Raw genomic sequence first — 17,241 nt, forward strand, 5'->3', positions numbered from 1 at the left:
ATGAGTGACGCCACCGTGATCTCCGCCCGGCAGAAGCGCAGCGTCTGGTCCCGCCTCCCCGTCGTGCACCAGCTCAGGCAGAGCATCGGACTCCAGCGCGGGATGCTGATCGCCGGCCTGGTGATCACCACTCTCTTCGTGCTGACCGCCATTTTCGCCCCCGTGCTCGCGCCCTACGGCTTCAGCCAACTGCGCGACGCCAACGGCGCCTTCGGAGCCCAGCAGCCGCCCGGGGGCGCGCATCCGCTGGGCACCACCGTCAGCGGCTACGACGTGCTCTCCCGGGTGCTGTGGGGTGCCCAGACCGCCCTGTTCGTGATCATTGTGGCCGTCCTGCTGTCGATCTTCGCCGGGGTGTTCCTCGGGCTGGTGTCGGGCTATTTCGGCGGCTGGCTCGACCGGATCCTGGTGGTCGTCTCCGACGCCGTCTACGCGTTCCCGTCGCTGCTTCTCGCCATCGTGATGTCGATCGTCATCTCCGGGGGCAAGTCCAACCTGATCGGCGGTGTGCTGGCGGCGGCGATCTCGATCACCGTGGTCTTCATCCCGCAGTACTTCCGGGTGATCCGCGCCGAAACGGTGCGGATCAAGGCGGAGGCCTACGTGGAATCCGCACGCGTGTTGGGTGCCGGCAGCGGCCGGATCATGTTCCGGCACGTGTTCCGCAATGCCACCCGCACCCTTCCGCTGATCTTCACCCTGAACTCGTCGGAGGCCATCCTGACCCTCGCGGGCCTCGGCTTCCTCGGGTTCGGCATTGAACCGACGGCCGCCTCCGAGTGGGGCTACGACCTCAACAAGGCCCTCTCGGACGTCACCAGCGGCATCTGGTGGACGTCACTGTTCCCCGGCCTGGCCATCGTGCTCGTCGTGCTCGGCATTACGCTGGTCGGCGAAAGCCTCAACGACCTGGCCGATCCCCGCCTGCGCGGACGCCGCGCAGTCGGCCAGTCGGCCGGGATCGTCGCGCAGACCTCGGTCGTTCCCGGTGGCACCCTCGTCGCCGGCTCCGGCGGGCTCGACGGACTGGAAGGCGCCGCAACCCATCCCACCGAAGGACTCGAGGAGCGACCATGACCGACGTGCTCACCATCACCGATCTGGGCATTTCGTTCGCGACCGACGCCGGAGCCGTTCGGGCCGTTGACGGCGTCACCCTGCGGGTCGCTCCCGGCGAGGTCCTGGCCATCGTCGGCGAGAGCGGGAGCGGCAAGACCGTCACCGCCAAGACCATCCTCGGGCTGCTGCCGGAGACGGCGACCGCCTCCGGGGCCGTCATCCTCAGCAGCAAGGATGGCTCGAGCGAGAGCAACGTCATCGCGCTCAGCACAGCCCAGCTGCGGCAGGTTCGCGGCACCGACGTCTCCATGGTGTTCCAAGAACCCTCGACCGCGCTGAACCCCGTCTTCACGGTGGGTTGGCAAATCATGGAGGGCATCCGCGCGCACGGCCAGTTCAGTCGCAAGGAAGCCCGCAAGAAGGCCATCGAGATCCTCGGGCGGGTCGGTATCCCCGACGCGGAAACCCGCGTCGACTACTACCCGCACCAGTTCTCCGGCGGCCAGAAGCAGCGCGTCGTGATCGCCATGGCCCTGGTGCTCGACCCCGGCCTGATCGTCGCCGACGAGCCGACCACGGCGCTCGACGTGACCGTGCAGGCCGAGATCCTGGACTTACTGCGCCGCTGCCGCGACGAATTCGGCACGGCGATCGTGCTCATCACCCACAACATGGGCGTGGTCGCAGACCTCGCCGACCGGGTTGCGGTGATGTACCAGGGCAAGGTCGTCGAAGAGGCGGATGCCCAAACCCTCTTCCGCTCGCCGCAGAACGACTACACGAAGAAGCTGCTCGCCGCCGTGCCTCACGTGGGCCAGGGGGTCGTGCACGCCGCCGCCCGTGCCACGGCCCGCGCGGCCGACTGGGAGCAGCAGGCGCCGGTCGTCGTCGCCGACCAGCTCCGAATCGAATACCCCGGCCGGCTCGGCCGGTCCGGTTTCACCGCCGTCGACGGCGTGAGCTTCCTGATCCGGCCCGGTGAGGTTCTCGGTCTGGTGGGGGAGAGCGGTTCCGGCAAGACTACGATCGGGCGGGCCATCGCCGGCCTGACCCGGGTGACCGGTGGCTCCCTGACCGTGATGGGCCACGAGATGAACGGGTTCAAGGAGCGTGCGTTCCGGAAGTTCCGCAGCGACATCGGGTTCGTCTTCCAAGACCCGGCGTCGAGTTTCAACCCGCTGCTGACCATCGCCGACTGCGTCGCTGAACCGCTGGTGGTGCACGGTCGGGCGAAGAACGCCGCCCACGCTCGCCCGCGGGTCAACGAGCTCCTCGAGGCCGTGCAGCTGCCGCGTGCCTACGGCGACCGTTACCCGCACGAGCTGAGCGGCGGCCAGCGCCAGCGCGCGAGCCTGGCGCGGGCGCTCGCCCTGGAGCCGCCACTGCTGATCGCCGACGAGCCCACCAGCGCTCTCGACGTCTCCGTGCAGGCGCGGGTGCTGGAGCTGTTCGCCGAACTCCAGCGGGAGTTCGGCTTTGCCGCGCTGTTCATCAGTCATGACCTGGCTGTCGTCGACCTCGTCGCGGACCGGATCGCGGTGCTGTACCGAGGAAAACTGGTCGAGGAGGGCACCAGCGCCGAGGTTCTCGGTGCACCCAAGGATCCCTACACCCAGCGGCTCCTGGCCTCCCTGCCCGTGCCGGACCCGGCCGAGCAGGCCCTGCGCCGGGAGGGACTGCGCCGGCTGCGTGAGGCAGGATAGACACATGATCCGCGGCGCCGCACCGACAAGTCCGACCAGTCCGATCTCCACCAGTGACCTGACGGTCGAGTACCCGCCCCACGGTGCCAGCGGCGCATTCACGGCCGTGCGTGGCCTTACCCTGCAGATCGGGGCCGGCGAGGTGCTCGGACTGCTCGGGCAGAGCGGTTCGGGCAAGAGCACGCTGGCCCGGGTTCTGTCGGGCGCCGCGTTCAGCCACGGCGGCGGAGGCACCGGCGACGTTCGACCAGAGATCACCGGGGGAGAGGCGACGGTGCTCGGGTACCGGCTCCGCGGCATCCGTCGGCGCAAGCTGGCCCGGCTCACCTTCGGGGTGGGGCACCTCGCCCAGGATGCCGCCGACACGCTGCCCTCGACTCTGACGGTGGCGGAGATCGTGGCCGAGCCCGTGCTCGACCGAGACCGGCGCTACGACCGGCACATCCTCGACGAGCAAGTGGCGACCATGGTCGACGCGGTGCGGCTTCCGTTGTCGGTGCTCACCAAATTCCCCTACGAGCTGAGCAATGGTCAGCGTCAGCGGGTGGCGCTGGCCCGGGCGCTGGTATTCGGGCCGTCGGTCCTGATCGCGGACGAGCCGACGGCCGGCGTCGATGCCACCGTCCGGGACGCCGTGGTCGACCTGATCGGCGAGCTGCAGCGCGAGCGGGCCTTCTCGGCGCTGGTGATCAGTTCCGACCTCAGCGTGCTTCGCCGGGTCGCGGACCGAATCGCCGTGCTGCACCAGGGCGTGCTGGTGGGGCTGGGCACGATTGACGAGGTGTTCGACGACCCGTGGCATCCGTATGTCGCCGGCCTGGCTGCGGCTCTGATGGGGGAGGCGCCGGACGAGGAGAACGACGACGACAACTACGACTACGAGAGTGAATCCGACGAACATGTCATCGAAAACTGAATCCGTGCAACACCAGGCCGTTCTCACCGACGAGGTCACGCCCCTTCCGGCGCACCGACGACCGGCCCCCGGTCCGATCACCATCCTGCCGCGGCCGGAACCGGCCTTCTCCCGGGCGGTCGAGGCTGCCGGGGGAACCGTGACGGAGCTCTCCGACGAGACCCGCGGACTGATCTGGCTGGACTACGGCCGGGCCGACGAGCTGCGCGCCACCCTGCACGCGCATCCCGGCATCGGGTGGGTGCAGCTCCCCTGGGCAGGCGTCGACGCCTTCAGCGGGGTGCTGGCCGGCCTGGACCGCCCGGATCTTCTCTGGACCAGCGCGAAGGGCGCGTACGCGCAGCCCGTCGCCGAACACGCCCTGGCTCTCACCCTGGCGCTGTTGCGGGTGCTGCCGAAGCGCGCTCGGGCCGAGGGCTGGAGCAATCTGTCCGAGGGGCGCTCGCTCTACGGCCTCAACGTGACCATCATCGGCGCTGGTGGGATCGCCCGTGAGCTGATCCGCCTGCTCGCGCCGTTCGGCACCCACGTCACAGTGGTGCGCCGCAGCACCGAGCCGGTGCCCGGTGCGGCTCAGACGGTGGTGACGGACGCCCTCTCCGGCGTTCTCCAGACCAGCGACGTCGTCGTCGTGGCGGCTGCGCTCACGGGCGGCACCCGCCACCTGATCGGCCGGGCCGAACTCGAGCTGATGCGGCCCGAGACCGTGCTCGTCAACATCGCCCGCGGCCCGCTCGTCGACACGGACGCTCTGGTGGCAGCTCTGGCCGCAGGCACCATCGCCGGCGCGGCCCTCGACGTGACGGATCCGGAGCCGCTGCCGCAGGGGCATCCGCTCTGGGCCGAGGCGCGGTGCTTGATCACGCCGCATTCGGCCGACACGCCCGAGATGACCGCCCCGCTCCTGGCCGAGCGGATTCGCCTGAATGTGGGTGCCTTCCTTGCGGATGGGCGGTACGTCGGGGTCGTTGACCCTCGAATCGGCTACTGACGGTTGACGCCGATTTGGCAGATCACCAACTTTTGATAAAGTGGCAGAGCTGTTCAAGCGACATTCCTCGATAGCTCAATTGGCAGAGCAGCGCACTGTTAATGCGCAGGTTCTTGGTTCGAGTCCAAGTCGGGGAGCGAAAGGCCACCAAGGGCTCCACCCCTGGTGGCCTTTTTTGTATCCCGTTCACTTCCGTGCGACGCGGTCGCAGAAAAGGCGGCATCCGTGGAGTCCTGGCTTACCGTGAGCACCGTTCTGGCCGTGCTCGTCGTCGGGCTGCTCGCCCTCTGGCTGGTCACCCTTGTCCGGGCCCGGCGCGTGGTCTTCGACCGCACGGCGGCCGAACGGCTGCGCATTGACCTGCAACTGTCTCTTGCCGAACAACAGGGCCGGCTCGGCATCATCCGGGATCTGCAGGACGTGGCCGTGCTGTCCGTCGCGCGGCTGATCACCCGTGCCGAAGGTGCCCGCTACACGGTCGAGAGCGACCCGTCCAGCGCCGTGCGGGTGGCGACGGCATTGGTCGACGACGGCCGGGTGGCGCTGGCCGACATGCGCCGCGTGCTGACGATCGTGCGCGAGGGTGAATCTGTCGCCGCCGCCCAGCCGGGCCTGCAGTCGGCGAACGACCTGTTCCGGGTCATGCGTGACGCGGGCGTCACCGTGGTCTTCACCGAGTCAGGCGAGCGGTTCCCGCTCAAGCCGGGCGCCGAACTGGCCGTCTTCCGTATCCTGCAGAGCGCGCTGGCCAACACTCTCACCCATGGCGGACGAGGCACGGAGGCTCGGGTCACGATCACGTGGACTCAGGACGGGCTGCAGCTGCTGGTCGCGGATGACGGCATCCGTGCGGTGGCTCGCCGGGACAGTGCCGACGCCGCCGACTTCGCCGCGCGCACGAAGTACACGATCGACGACGACCTCAAGGCACTGAGTGCGAACGTAGCCGGGGCAGGCATCACCCAGATGCGCGAGCGCACCGCGATGTTCGGTGGCATTTTCAACGCCGGGACCGTGCCCGGCGTCGGGTTCACGGTCACGGCCATCTTCCCGTCATTGCGCTTCCACAACGGCATCCACGGAGTGGACCTCGACCGCAGCTGACTCTTTCGCCGGGCCAGCGGATCAGGCCGGGCCTACCTGGTCAATCTTCAAGGTTGTCGACGCCGGGCATCCAGCTGAGCCCGGGCGTGCCCCAGCCACGCTTGCGGGTCACCTTGAAGGCGATCTTGGCGTAGAAGTGCTCGAGGCGATCCACGTACAGGGTGCCATCGAGGTGGTCGTACTCGTGCTGGAAGATGCGGGCCAGCCAGTCTTCGGCGTGAATCTCGAAGGGCTTCTGCTCAAGGTCCACCGCGCGCAGGATGGCAGAGGGGGAGCGTAGCAGCGGGAAGCGTTCGCCCGGATAAGACAGGCAGCCCTCGACGTCCTCGTCCTCGTCGGCCTCGCCCGAGGGAACCGGGGTGATCCACAGTTCCGGGTTGATGGCCGCGCCACGCCACAGGTGGTCGTCGTCATCGAGGTAGTTGTAGGTGAAGAGCCGGAGCGGCACTCCCACCTGCGGCGCCGCCAGACCGACGCCGGGCGCGGCATCCATTGTCTCGAACATGTCCCGCACGAGTTCATGCAGATCGTCGTCGAAATCAGTGACGGGGAGGGCGGAGAAGTGGAGAACGGGATCTCCTGAAATTACTATCGCACGAACGGCCATTCTTCAAGGATAACGGGCCGGTTCTCGATAGGCTCGTTCGAGTGAACCCCGACCTGACCGACCTGGCTGCGGAAATCGCAATCAATCCGCGTCAGGCCATCGGGATTCCGCTCGCCCTGGTGGGTGCCGTGTTCCTGTCGCTGGGAGCTCAATTCCAGCATCGCGGCGTCACGAAGGTCGAGGCCAAAACGGCTGTGGTCACCGGCGGACTCAACCCGCGCCAGTTGATGCTGCTGCTCGGTCGGCCTTCCTGGGTCTTCGGCACGATAATGCTCGGGCTGGCGATCGTTTTCCAGCTCTCCAGTCTGGCCTTCGCCCCCATCATCATGGTTCAGCCGCTCGGCGCCGTCGCCCTCGTGATCACGTCCATCCTGAACTCCCGCATCACCCGGGTCCCCGTCAACCGCGCGTCGAAGATCGCGATCGCGATGTGCGTCGGCGGCGTGGCCCTTTTCGTCACCGTGGCCGCGTTCACCGCCGTGGACAAACCAGTCACCGACGGCAACCTGATCACGATCCTGATCGTGCTCGGCGTCGTGTTGTCCCTCTTCGGCGTCGCGTTCCTCAAGCTGCGTACCCGGTTCAAGGCGATGTTCTACATTGTCGGCGCCGGGGTGCTCTACGGGTTCGTCGCGACGCTGGCCAAGGTCGTCATCAACCGAACCCAGAACGGCAACTTCGAGTGGCTGACCCTGACCTGCGTCATCGGGCTTTTGCTGGCGTCGGTGCTCGGCGCCTACTTCGTGCAAAACGCTTACGCGTCCGGCCCGCCGGACCTGGTCATCGCCGGACTCACCGTGATCGATCCGCTGATCGCCGTCGGCATCGGCATCGTCGTTCTGGGCGAGATCGAACAGGCTCCGCCGTGGGCGGCTGTCGCCTTCCTCGTCGCGGGTGTCGTCGCCATCGTCGGGGTCTTCCTGTTGGCCCGGTATCACCCTCTCGCCGACGACTGACGGCGCTCCAAGCACTCCGTTCGGCGTCCGCGTGGGCGCGCCGCCCCCGGTATGGCTGTTGCAGCACCGGTTTAGAATAGGGTTCTAGAAGACCTCGTCAGCGTGCGCGCCGTCGAAAACATGATTTCTCGCCGGATGACGAACTCCGGCTCACTTACGTTGGGACAGTGTCTTTTGTCAGATTTGACCGATTTGCCGAGCGAGTCGTCCCCCCGCGAGCCGGCGAAGAAGCCTCTCCGCATCCTGATCGCGGCGGACACCTTTGCCCCCGACGTGAACGGCGCGGCCCGGTTCGCCGAGCGTCTTGCCGCCGGGATGGTGGCCCGCGGGCACGAAGTGCACATCATGGCTCCAGCCGCGTCACGCAAGTTCGGCACTTGGACCGAGGTGCATGAAGGCCAGCCGATGGTCGTGCACCGTCTGCAGAGCTGGCGCTGGTACCCGCACGATTGGCTGCGGTACGCCCTGCCGTGGTTCATTCCGCGAGAGACCCGGAAAATCCTTGATACGGTCAAGCCGGATGTCGTCCACTTCCAGTCCCACATCAACGTGGGTCGTGCCGTCACGATCGAGGCAGCGAAGCGGGGCATCCGCATTATCGGCACGAACCACTTCATGCCTGAGAACATGCTGGAATTCACCCTGGTCCCAAAGGGCCTGCACGATCGCCTCATCAAGGCCGCTTGGCGGGCTGCGAGGCGTACCTACGGCCGGGCGGAAGCGGTCACCACCCCGACCCTGCGAGCCGCCCAGTTCCTGGAGCGCTACACCGGCCTCGAGGGCGTGCTGGCAATTTCATGCGGCATCGACGCCCACAACTACTCGCCGACTTTCGCGCCACGCACCGAGAACCGCATCCTTTTCGTTGGCCGCGTGACCGGCGAGAAACAGATCGACGTGCTGCTGCGGGCCGTGGTCCTGCTCTCGCCCGACCTCGATGTGAAGGTGGAGATCGTCGGTGGCGGCGACCAGAAGCGCAACCTCGAACATCTGTCGCAGACGCTCGGACTCAGTGGTCGGGTCACGTTCACGGGTTATGTGACGGATGCCGAACTGGCGACCGCCTACACCCGCGCGACGGTGTTCGCGATGCCGTCGATCGCGGAGTTGCAGAGCATCGCGACTATGGAGGCGATGGCGTCTGGATTGCCGATCGTGGCCGCCAACGCCATGGCGCTCCCACACCTCGTGCACGATGGCCAGAACGGCTACCTGTTCGAGCCCGGAAACGCTCAGGACCTCGCCGACAAGCTCACGACAGTTCTGATGGCCGCACCCGACGACCTGAACGCGCTCAAAAACAGCTCCCTCCGGCTCATCGGTGTGCACGACATCAACCGCACCCTGAACACGTTTGAGTGCCTGTATCGCGGGGAACCGGTTATCGACGCGGTCACCTCCGACGCGGCCGCCCGCGGCGCGGAGTAGGCGGGCGAGCCCGCCTTTCGAGCCTGTATCGTTGAATCCAGTGATCCACCCGATCACCACAGAATCGGTCGCACACTCGTCAGAGCAGTCGCGTCGATTGGGGCGGTAGCTCAGCTGGTCAGAGCAGCGGACTCATAATCCGTCGGTCCCGGGTTCAAGTCCCGGCCGCCCTACTGTAATATGCTGGTCAGATGTCATATTTCTGTTTTTGTTTATTTCATGTTTGAAGTCAGCTACCTATGCAGCTACCTGGGTCATTTCGTGGGCGTTTTTCAATCCCCAAAGAATGACTGATATCCGCCGAACCAGGCTCTGGAGAAACTGCTGTCGGGCCTCTTTCTTGATGAGTCCTTGGCGGGTAGAACACGGGCAGGCGGAAACGGTGACCGTTCCCGCTGCAGGGCTCTGCGACAACGACCTCATTCCCGGATCGTCGAATTCATCGTGCAGCGACACGGCGACGTCGTCGAACCCCTGCTAAAAGGACGTATCCGTTCCTCGTAGGCCGTTGGGAACACGCGCTGCTCGCAAGTACAGATTCCGGTGGGTGGTCGATGCTGATCAGCCGGGCGGAGTCCTCGACGCCTGCCCTAGTAGTCAGGGCAAGTGTGATTCCACATCGCCCCAAACTATCCCGGGGAATCCGCTTGCCCCGTTACTTTCTTTGTAGCCCTTGATCGTGTAATCGTTTGAGGGTGTTGGCCTGTCAGGCCCGGCATGATCGTTGCCCCCAGTCGCCCATGATCCGGGGGGTGTTGTCACCGGGTTTGACTGGTATCGGGTGATCGCTGATAGGGGCTGGACCGGGACTTGTCCTAGGCCGTTCGTAACGTGGATGCCGAGACTCGATGCCGCGGTTCAGGTCAACGGAAACGAGACCTGGAACGGAGCATTCATAATCGAGAACTACGACAGCGTTGACGTCTTCATCGGCGTTGATGTTGGCTAGGGCGAGAACCACGCAGTCGCCCTGGACCGGGCCGGGAAGGTGCTCTTCGACAAGGCCCTGCCGAACGTTGAAGCCAAACTGCGGGCCCTGATCGGGAAGCTGAAACAACACGGCCAAGTGCTGTTTGTCGTCGATCAGCCCGCGACGATCGGCGCGCTTCCGATCGCCGTCGCGCAATCCGAACAAGTGCTCGTGGGCTACCTCCCCGGGCTGGCGATGCGGCGAATCGCTGACCTGCACGCGGGCGAAGCAAAAACGGATGCCCGCGACGCAGCGATCATCGCCCAGGCGGCACGAACACTCCCGCACGCGCTCCGATCCCTGCAACTCGCTGACGACCAGGTCGCGGAACTCTCCATGCTCTGCGGCTTCGATGATGACGTCGTTGGCCAGATCACCGCCACGAACAACCGCATCCGCGGGCTCCTCACCCAGATCCACCCCGCGTTGGAGAGGGTCCTCGGCCCGCACCTGGACCATCCCGCAGTGCTCGATCTGCTGCAGCGATACCCGTCACCGGCCGCGATGAAAGCCGCCGGCACCCTCCGGTTTGGCAACCGCCTGACCAAGCTCGCGCCCCGGATGGGCCGCCGCCTCACAGATGAAATCACCCGGGCACTGGGCGAGCAGACCGTCGTCGTGACAGGCACGAACGCGGCCAGCACCGTGCTTCCCCGGCTCGCTGAACAACTCGCCGCATTGCGCCGTCAGCGGGCAGAGATCGCGGTCGAGGTTGAACGCCTCGTGGAGGCGCACCCTCTTCAACCCGTCCTGATCAGCATGCCCGGAGTCGGGATCAGGACCGCCGCCAGACTCCTCACCGAAGTCTCCGGGAAGGACTTCGCGACCGCCGGCCACCTCGCCGCCTACGCAGGCCTCGCCCCCGTGACTCGGCGCTCCGGAAGCTTTATCCGCGGCGAACACCCGTCCCGGCGAGGCAACAAGATCCTCAAACGGGCACTGTTCCTCTCGGCTTTCGCCGCCCTTCGCGACCCGGTCTCACTGGCCTACTACGACCGCAAGATCGCCCAGTGCAAGCGCCACAACCAAGCCCTCATTGCCCTCGCCCGACGCCGCTGCGACGTCCTCTATGCCATGCTCCGAGACGGCACCCTCTATCAAACCGACCACCCACTCGCCGCTTGGCAAAAACATAGGGGCACCCCCCACCAGAGGAGCAATGCGCCAGATACTTCGAGTGCGATGAACCAGTTCGCGATGTTGTTGGTCGCGCCTTTGTCGCTCTTAGAAGTCTCCTACTGCTCTCGGGCCATCGATCAGGTCAAGAATCTGGCGAAAACCGACTGTGACACACGCGCATCGCCGGTTGGCCTTGGCTTTCAGAACTAGTCCGAGTGTAGGGGCGCCTCCACCTCCGCCTGCGGACGCTCACGCACACCTCCCACATGGCCCCCACTTAAAGGCACAATTCTCGGCAGGGAGTGCGTGCCAGAGCCGTTCGCCACGCGGTGGGCATCCGCACCGCTGACACACGAGCCCTGAGCACGGCGTGCACGCGCAGGTCAACGCAGGGGGCCTCCAGGTGGAGCTCGCGCCAGTTCATGCAACGCACCAACTTCCGTCGTTTCCAGAGTCGAGTGAGGATTGAATTCCCGCCCACCGCAGTGAGTAGCCGGGGACATAAGTCAAGCGAGTCACCGATGATGTCATCGGAGGTCCCCGTTCGTTCGCTCCTCCTCGGTCTAGTAACGCTACGGTGGGCCGATGACCGACCAAGACGAGCGATGGCGCGATTCGGCACGCCGGCAGCTCCACCTGGTCTCGGCTGTGCCCGTCGTCCTCCTGATTTGGCTCGTCACCTACGTCCTCGCCTTCATCACATGGTGCGGTGACTTCGGCGGTGAATGCCTCTTTCCTGACCAGGAGGCCAACTAGGCAGGAGAAGCGATCTTCACGCTCGCCGTCGGCGGCTTGATCGCCGGAGCGGTGATGGCCGCCGCCCCTTGGTCCCGACGGTGGCTGCCCCGGGTGATTGCAGGAATCGTGACGCTGGGAATCACCCTCGGCACCGGGCTCCTCTACATCGAGTACATCAGCAGATAGACCGCTGCGAGGTGCGCACAATGTTGCCGGAGCTTGCCCCCGATGTGCTGCCCCAGCCGGGACAGCGTCTCTTCGAGCTGCTTACTCGGTGAAACTCAATGCCGGAGGCTCTCTTTTCGTTGCGTTAGCTAACCCATACCCAATTAAGGTCGTTCAGGGCAAGTTTCGATCCACCGGTGAGGCGGGGAATTGACGGCGCGAGGGCTCATTTCGACTGACACGAAAATCATCTCGTGCTCACGCTGAGTTCGAGCGAGCGCTCATCTCGACCGCTGATGCAGAGTCTCGGCCGAGAGTTCTGGGAGAATCCGGCACAGGCTTTCGTTTGAGCCCCAACGTGCTTGCGTTGTTGCCCCAGGCGACTACGGCGCCGTCTTGCCGAAGCGTGAGGCTGTGCGCAAACCCAGCGGTCATCGCCCCGACATTGTCGAGGTTGTGCGGAGGACAGTCCCTCCCTCGGTCAGCAACAGATTGTGGTTGCTCCGGCCGGCGATGGCTCAAGTGCTCAAGCATGGCAGAGGGCTGCGCCGCGGAAGCCCATCAATTCGCGCAAGAGTTTTGTAGGAAGTCAAGCTGGCGCGATGCTCAAGTCTCCAGTTGACCGTACGGCACCCCTGAGCGGCGGTTCTACTCAAACTGGCCTTGCTCGCCGCCAGTCCCGCTCGCCCGCAGGCAGGATTCGCAGTCAGGCGCGTCGAAAGGAACGCCCGTCCCGTGAATAGCGTCCGGAACCTCACGCCCTCCGCCTCCACATCTGAATGACGTTGTCCGCGGCCTCTGTCTCGACCATAACCTGCTCCCGTTCCCGCTCCGCGGCCTGACGTGCTCGGACTTTCCCTGCCACGTCGAGCAGGTCCCACATTTGTTCGCCGGTTACTGACATCGAGGGCACCGATGAAGGCCCCTACTGGTGCTGCCCAGAGCGCAGGATCGTTCGACTCACTTGACGACCCTCTCCCTGATGATGCTCAGAAGGTGACAGGACGATCCCATTGCTGACGAGGCTGGGGGAGAGCTAGCTTCAACTGCATGTGCGGCAGATACGTGGTCCCCAATACGACAGACGAGCTACTGAGCCTCTTCGACGCCACCGGCGACAACGCCGCCGACTGGAAGCCCTCCTACAGTGTCGCCCCCACGGTCCCCGCACCCATCGTGCGCGAATGGATCCACGACGAAACGGTGCAGCGGGACGTGGACCTGGCCTCGTGGGGATTGAAGCCAGGCTGGGCAAAGCCGGGAGGCCCGGCCCCCATCAACGCACGCCTGGAATCGGTGGCCAGCAACGGCATGTTCCGCAGCGCGTTTGCCAGCCAACGGTGCCTGGTGCCCATGGCCGGCTACTACGAGTGGCAGCAGATGGAAGACGGGAAACAGCCCTACTTCATCCACGGCGATGGCGATGTGCTGGCTGCGGCCGGCCTCTATGCGGCTCGTCAGGACGATGACGTGTGGAGGATCTCGTTCACAATCATCACGCGCGCAGCACAGGACGCGTCCGGAGAGATCCACGACCGCATGCCCGTGTTCTTGACCCCGGGCGTGTGGGGCCAATGGCTGAGCCCGGAGAAGATCAGCGACAAGGAAGAAGCACTCTCAATGCTGGACCGCAGCTCTGTCGCTGTTGCCAAGACTGTGACGGCGTATCCGGTGGCCCGGACAGTCAACAATGTCCGCACGGCCGACAATGAGGATCCGCGACTGATCGATCCGATTGGCTCGTAGAGCCACAGTCAACTGGGAATCCAGCGTTGCGGACAACCTGGCAAGGCCTCAGTCGAAAAGTCGTCGTCCACTTCGTTCACGCGTGGGCCGGGTCGCTGGGGGCGCTTCGCGGCGAGTGGTCACTGGCCAGTGGTGAGTGAGGGCTCCCGGATTGAGTGCAGGTATCTAACGTCTTCACCAGTCACGGAGGCCCTCACGTGGCACGTTAACGTGATTGTGGGCTTTCGTGGGGAATTGCTCGGCACCTGACGCGGTCAGAGAAACCGGTTGGGATGCGTTACGCCGAGCGTTTTGAGGGCGCGTGTGAGCATTTCTTCGATTCGTTCGGGGAGGTCGGCGCGTTCCGTGAGTCGATTGGAGATTTCCTGCACGCCGTAGAAGTACGCGACCAGGTGCCACGCCTCCTGGTCATGGTCCAGGCCGGCAGGTATCTCTTCGGCGGCCTCGGCCTCGCGGAGTAGCAGCCCTATGCGCGCGACCCAGCCGACATACGGTGTTGGCAGGGTGGCTGGGATCAGTTGGTACTCCCGCATCAGTCGCACTGCGGCCCGCACGCGGACGTCGTTTTGGAAGGCGTCGGCCACGCCCCGGATCGAGGCGACGATCGCTTCCATCCCGTGAATGGGCAGGGCGTCGTCGAGCACGTTGGCGAACGGTGCTCGGGAGAACGCGGAGCGTACAAGTTCCAGGGCGATGTCCGACTTGGCGCTGAAGTGGTACTGCACCTGGCCCTTTCCGGTTGCTGCTGTCTCGGCGATGAGGCCAATCGAAGCGCCTGCGTAGCCACGGTCGGCGAATTCAACGGCAGCGGCGGCCAGAATGCGTTCGCGCATCTCGGCCGACCGGGAATCGTTGCGTGCCAATCGTGCCTCCCGAGATTATCCAAAGTCCGAGCCTGACCCGCGCTGCGGTGTTGACTCCGTGAACGAGGCCACATCCGGACGGACATCCGCTAGCACTGCTGTACAAGCGTAGCCATCACCCCCCGAAAGCCCGCGCCCCAGAGTACTGTACGATCGTACAAGTACCGGCGAGATTAACGTCTCGATGCAATGTGGGGATACCGGGGGGTCCGGGACGATGGCTTCCCCAGTCAGATTTATCTCTGACTGGGGTCGCCAACCCGACTGCTTCACGGGTCAGAGCGAAGACGGCGTCAGATGACTGCACCGCTGCAGTTGCACCGCCGCTTCGAGCGGCACGCCTCGCGCGGCGGCAGCTGGCGGCTTACTGGACCGCGTGCAGGCCAGGAGCGGGCCGAACGGCTGCGCGCCTGCTCGGCTGAGCGTCCAACGAGTTCCGTCGTAGCCGCGAAAAAGCCCCGGCGTCGCTGCACCTGGGGGAGGTGAGGAATCTGCCGGGGCCAATCCTTGTGGAGTGGGGGGACTCCGTCAATAAGAGTACGAAGGATCGGCTAAATACCGGCTGGGCGAGCCCGCGTGTCGATGAATAGCTATCAGACCGACTAGCCACCCAAAAAAGACCACCTGGAGGCGTCGCCCGAGCGTGGATGGGGCGAGAGTCCGCACAGAAGCGCCATTGGCAGGCTTGTATCTGTGGTGACCGTGTACCCGTGTCGACTGCGAGCATGACGTGCGCCGTGCCGCTGGCGATGCAGGCAAACCCCTTGTCCGGGCGGTCGCAGAGCACCTCGAATCCGCAAGGGCACACACCCGAAATCCAGCCGGTGTCGGTTGTAGACGGGACCGGAAGGGCATCCGGACGCTCTGCGGGACGTTGGCCTCCTCGATCGAGCGGGGAACGTCATGCCGGCGGGTGGGTCGCCTCTGTTCGCCAGACCGCGCGGAGAATTGCGATGGTGTCTTCGAGGGTGACGAGTGCGCCTTCGCTGGCTTCCGCGAGGGCGCGGGCGTGCTCGATGACTGCCTGTGGCGCCCGGGATGCGCCAGGGGCCACGCGGGTGCCGGCGGCGGTGCGGGTGACGATGAGGCCGTCGCGTTCCAAAGACTTGTAGGCCTTTGCGGCTGTGGCCTGTGCGACGCCGAAATCTCGAGCAGTTTGTCGGACGGTTGGCAAGCGTTCGCCGTCACCGAGTTGTCCGGAGCGGATCGCCCCACGGAAGAGCGCATCAATTTCATCCGCAGAGCTCGGCGTGATCCCGGTCATCGCCGTGGTCCGTTGGTCGAGACTTCATACTCCAACGTTGCGAGGCGCGAGCGTCGTGTTGCGATTGCGGCGCGGGCGGTGTCTACCGCAAGGCGGAGGAAGAACGCGACTCCGCCAGCCTGGAGTGCATAGCCCAGGAGGTTCATGGGGCGGGCGATCGCGTCGTAGCCCCCGGCTACGAGAATGCGCGGGTACGCCTGATTGTCGGAAACCCACTGCTCGTCCAATCCGACCAAAGCTTGACCGGAAGAACCGGTGTGCATCCACACAGCTCCGAGCGTTGTGATCAGTCCACCGAGCAGGATGAACGTGAACAGTCGAACGGTCAGTTCTCGTTCCGAACGCACGCTGGAGGCGGTCGATCGGGCGAACACGGGCCGGTTGGCGTCCGTGTGAAGCACGGCGAAAAAGACGGTGCAGGCCAGTGCCAGCGCCACGAGAGTGGCGAGATGGTTCGGCCATCCTGCCCCGGACAGGTAGCCGTACCCGCTGTCGAAGCTCATGTAGATCGGGAGGTCGGTGTAGTCGGGAACGTTTCCAAAGAACGGTCCGTCTTCAGGCGCGGTCCTGGCGATCGCAATCTGCCACACTGCAGTCAGCGCGAGCAACGTCGCGGTGATTCCGGAGATCCAGAGCAAGGTGCGAGACGCGAACGCATGCCACGGGCGCCGCGGAACAATTGAACGCTCACCCGGCGCGGGAAGTGGCATCCGTCGAAGGGCTACGGCCGCCGCAGCCACCACCAGTGTCGCCGCGAATAGCGGGGCGGGCCGGCGCCACCAGCCGTCATACCCGGATACGTCAGGCGCCGACACGGCAATCGCGCTGACCGCCGTCGCGACGACAACCACGAGCAAGGAACCCGCTACTCCCGCCCAGGTGAGAGTTGCCGTGCGCCGCCCAGTCTGGGGGAGTGAAACCATCCGCCGGGGACGAACCCACGACAGAGCGAAGAGGACCAGGCCGAAGGTGACGGCCACTTCCAGAGGTAGCAGATCTTGAACGGCGTGCACGAAGAGAAAGAGGAAGTTCATCTAGGCCCCCAGAAGATCGAATCCCTCGCGAGCATCGCGAGCGTTGTGCTATAAAAGTAGCACAATATTGTGCTATCGAAACAGTGCAAGTTGTCGCAGGGCGATTCGCGTCCGATCGGCGAAGGTCTATCGGGCGACGCTCACGAGCGCAATCACAATCACACGTGCCCAGGTCAGAGCGAGCTTCGGCTCTGGGTCTGAGTTCGAACAATGAGCGCGATGACTACTGTCACGACGCCGACACACAGGAGAGCGAATGCTGCCGCCATCACCGCCGCATCGCCGGGGAGCATGGCGCCCGCTGCCGGTGAATCGTCGTAAGGGCACGTTCGCCAGGGCTGGAAGAAATACAGCACAGTCCCAAACAGTCCAATGACGGATGCCGCAATGCCGATCAGTAACAACAACCGTGCTGCCATGTCACGAGTAAAGCACAACGAATGACGAGCAGTTGGCGCCTGTGGGCAGTGTTCGACAGGGAACGCTTTGCGGGCGCTCGGAATTTGTCAAGGTGAATGAGGCCAGCGTGAGTTTAGGCGGCTAGTTGTGGCTGGCTTTCTTGCTCTTTGGCGGGCTGG

Annotated in this window: 15 protein-coding genes, 2 tRNA genes and 1 pseudogene; 12 read left to right on the forward strand and 6 right to left on the reverse strand. The window is 65.1% G+C overall.

What is annotated here, in order from left to right; genetic code table 11:
- The 6 genes from CXY82_RS03455 to CXY82_RS03480 all read left to right on the forward strand — a co-directional run bounded on the left by CXY82_RS03455 (position 1) and on the right by CXY82_RS03480 (position 5,773).
- The gene (locus CXY82_RS03455; RefSeq protein ID WP_104169692.1) at positions 1–1,077 is read left to right on the forward strand and encodes an ABC transporter permease; all 1,077 of its coding nucleotides are present in this window, start codon (positions 1–3) and stop codon (positions 1,075–1,077) included.
- Positions 1,074–2,762, forward strand: coding sequence for an ABC transporter ATP-binding protein (locus tag CXY82_RS03460; protein WP_104169693.1), 1,689 nt, complete (start codon positions 1,074–1,076; stop codon positions 2,760–2,762). Before CXY82_RS03455 ends, CXY82_RS03460 begins: the two co-directional genes overlap by 4 nt.
- Positions 2,763–2,766: 4 nt before the next feature.
- The gene (locus CXY82_RS03465; protein ID WP_104169694.1) at positions 2,767–3,678 is read left to right on the forward strand and encodes an ATP-binding cassette domain-containing protein; all 912 of its coding nucleotides are present in this window, start codon (positions 2,767–2,769) and stop codon (positions 3,676–3,678) included.
- Entirely contained in the window at positions 3,662–4,669 is a 1,008-nt protein-coding gene (locus CXY82_RS03470) for a D-isomer specific 2-hydroxyacid dehydrogenase family protein (protein WP_104169695.1), read from the forward strand. The genes CXY82_RS03465 and CXY82_RS03470 overlap by 17 nt, the downstream gene beginning before the upstream one ends.
- Positions 4,670–4,733: 64 nt before the next feature.
- A tRNA-Asn gene (locus tag CXY82_RS03475) sits at positions 4,734–4,806 on the forward strand.
- An 88-nt stretch (positions 4,807–4,894) separates the two neighbouring features.
- Positions 4,895–5,773, forward strand: a complete 879-nt coding sequence (locus tag CXY82_RS03480) for a sensor histidine kinase (protein ID WP_104169696.1) — start codon at positions 4,895–4,897, stop codon at positions 5,771–5,773.
- A gap of 40 nt (positions 5,774–5,813) precedes the next feature.
- Here CXY82_RS03480 and def read toward each other — a convergent pair whose 3' ends face one another.
- Positions 5,814–6,380 carry a peptide deformylase gene (gene def, locus CXY82_RS03485; RefSeq protein ID WP_104169697.1) on the reverse strand — a complete coding sequence of 189 codons (567 nt, stop codon included), beginning with the start codon at positions 6,378–6,380 and terminating at the stop codon, positions 5,814–5,816.
- Positions 6,381–6,421: 41 nt separating this feature from the next.
- On the opposite strand from def, the gene CXY82_RS03490 reads away from it, so the two are divergent.
- The 5 genes and pseudogenes from CXY82_RS03490 to CXY82_RS17225 all read left to right on the forward strand — a co-directional run bounded on the left by CXY82_RS03490 (position 6,422) and on the right by CXY82_RS17225 (position 11,609).
- The gene (locus CXY82_RS03490) at positions 6,422–7,336 is read left to right on the forward strand and encodes a DMT family transporter (RefSeq protein WP_104169698.1); all 915 of its coding nucleotides are present in this window, start codon (positions 6,422–6,424) and stop codon (positions 7,334–7,336) included.
- Positions 7,337–7,519: 183 nt separating this feature from the next.
- The gene (locus tag CXY82_RS03495; protein WP_369828343.1) at positions 7,520–8,764 is read left to right on the forward strand and encodes a glycosyltransferase; all 1,245 of its coding nucleotides are present in this window, start codon (positions 7,520–7,522) and stop codon (positions 8,762–8,764) included.
- A gap of 99 nt (positions 8,765–8,863) precedes the next feature.
- A tRNA-Ile gene (locus CXY82_RS03500) sits at positions 8,864–8,937 on the forward strand.
- 662 nt (positions 8,938–9,599) lie between these two features.
- Positions 9,600–10,835 (forward strand): annotated as a pseudogene (locus CXY82_RS03505) (IS110 family transposase); the annotation flags it as partial.
- A 603-nt stretch (positions 10,836–11,438) separates the two neighbouring features.
- Positions 11,439–11,609: a hypothetical protein gene (locus CXY82_RS17225; protein WP_158252120.1), complete on the forward strand. Its 171-nt coding sequence runs from the start codon at positions 11,439–11,441 to the stop codon at positions 11,607–11,609.
- A gap of 405 nt (positions 11,610–12,014) precedes the next feature.
- On the opposite strand, the gene CXY82_RS18490 is transcribed toward CXY82_RS17225, so the two are convergent.
- Positions 12,015–12,290 (reverse strand): RCC1 domain-containing protein, encoded by a 276-nt coding sequence (locus tag CXY82_RS18490; protein ID WP_146069042.1) that lies wholly within the window; start codon positions 12,288–12,290, stop codon positions 12,015–12,017.
- Positions 12,291–12,806: 516 nt separating this feature from the next.
- On the opposite strand from CXY82_RS18490, the gene CXY82_RS03510 reads away from it, so the two are divergent.
- Entirely contained in the window at positions 12,807–13,502 is a 696-nt protein-coding gene (locus CXY82_RS03510; RefSeq protein WP_104169700.1) for an SOS response-associated peptidase, read from the forward strand.
- A gap of 254 nt (positions 13,503–13,756) precedes the next feature.
- On the opposite strand, the gene CXY82_RS03515 is transcribed toward CXY82_RS03510, so the two are convergent.
- The 4 genes from CXY82_RS03515 to CXY82_RS03530 form a co-directional block, all read right to left on the reverse strand.
- Complete coding sequence (locus tag CXY82_RS03515) at positions 13,757–14,365, reverse strand: TetR/AcrR family transcriptional regulator (protein WP_104169701.1); 609 nt, start codon at positions 14,363–14,365, stop codon at positions 13,757–13,759.
- A gap of 901 nt (positions 14,366–15,266) precedes the next feature.
- Positions 15,267–15,629 carry a GntR family transcriptional regulator gene (locus CXY82_RS03520; protein ID WP_104169702.1) on the reverse strand — a complete coding sequence of 121 codons (363 nt, stop codon included), beginning with the start codon at positions 15,627–15,629 and terminating at the stop codon, positions 15,267–15,269.
- Positions 15,626–16,663 carry a hypothetical protein gene (locus CXY82_RS03525; RefSeq protein ID WP_104169703.1) on the reverse strand — a complete coding sequence of 346 codons (1,038 nt, stop codon included), beginning with the start codon at positions 16,661–16,663 and terminating at the stop codon, positions 15,626–15,628. Before CXY82_RS03525 ends, CXY82_RS03520 begins: the two co-directional genes overlap by 4 nt.
- 173 nt (positions 16,664–16,836) lie before the next feature.
- The gene (locus CXY82_RS03530; protein WP_104169707.1) at positions 16,837–17,082 is read right to left on the reverse strand and encodes a hypothetical protein; all 246 of its coding nucleotides are present in this window, start codon (positions 17,080–17,082) and stop codon (positions 16,837–16,839) included.
- Between the last annotated feature and the right edge of the window lie 159 nt (positions 17,083–17,241).

This window comes from Cryobacterium sp. M23, from assembly GCF_002929655.1.
Lineage (GTDB): Bacteria > Actinomycetota > Actinomycetes > Actinomycetales > Microbacteriaceae > Cryobacterium > Cryobacterium sandaracinum.

Excerpts from the sequence above, each read along its gene's own strand:
- CXY82_RS03455 (WP_104169692.1), top strand. The coding sequence starts at position 1 with ATGAGTGACGCCACCGTGATCTCCGCCCGGCAGAAGCGCAGCGTCTGG.
- CXY82_RS03460 (WP_104169693.1), top strand. The coding sequence starts at position 1,074 with ATGACCGACGTGCTCACCATCACCGATCTGGGCATTTCGTTCGCGACC.
- CXY82_RS03465 (WP_104169694.1), top strand. The coding sequence starts at position 2,767 with ATGATCCGCGGCGCCGCACCGACAAGTCCGACCAGTCCGATCTCCACC.
- CXY82_RS03470 (WP_104169695.1), top strand. The coding sequence starts at position 3,662 with ATGTCATCGAAAACTGAATCCGTGCAACACCAGGCCGTTCTCACCGAC.
- def (WP_104169697.1), bottom strand. The coding sequence starts at position 6,380 with ATGGCCGTTCGTGCGATAGTAATTTCAGGAGATCCCGTTCTCCACTTC.
- CXY82_RS17225 (WP_158252120.1), top strand. The coding sequence starts at position 11,439 with ATGACCGACCAAGACGAGCGATGGCGCGATTCGGCACGCCGGCAGCTC.
- CXY82_RS18490 (WP_146069042.1), bottom strand. The coding sequence starts at position 12,290 with ATGCTTGAGCACTTGAGCCATCGCCGGCCGGAGCAACCACAATCTGTT.
- CXY82_RS03510 (WP_104169700.1), top strand. The coding sequence starts at position 12,807 with ATGTGCGGCAGATACGTGGTCCCCAATACGACAGACGAGCTACTGAGC.
- CXY82_RS03520 (WP_104169702.1), bottom strand. The coding sequence starts at position 15,629 with ATGACCGGGATCACGCCGAGCTCTGCGGATGAAATTGATGCGCTCTTC.
- CXY82_RS03525 (WP_104169703.1), bottom strand. The coding sequence starts at position 16,663 with ATGAACTTCCTCTTTCTCTTCGTGCACGCCGTTCAAGATCTGCTACCT.
- CXY82_RS03530 (WP_104169707.1), bottom strand. The coding sequence starts at position 17,082 with ATGGCAGCACGGTTGTTGTTACTGATCGGCATTGCGGCATCCGTCATT.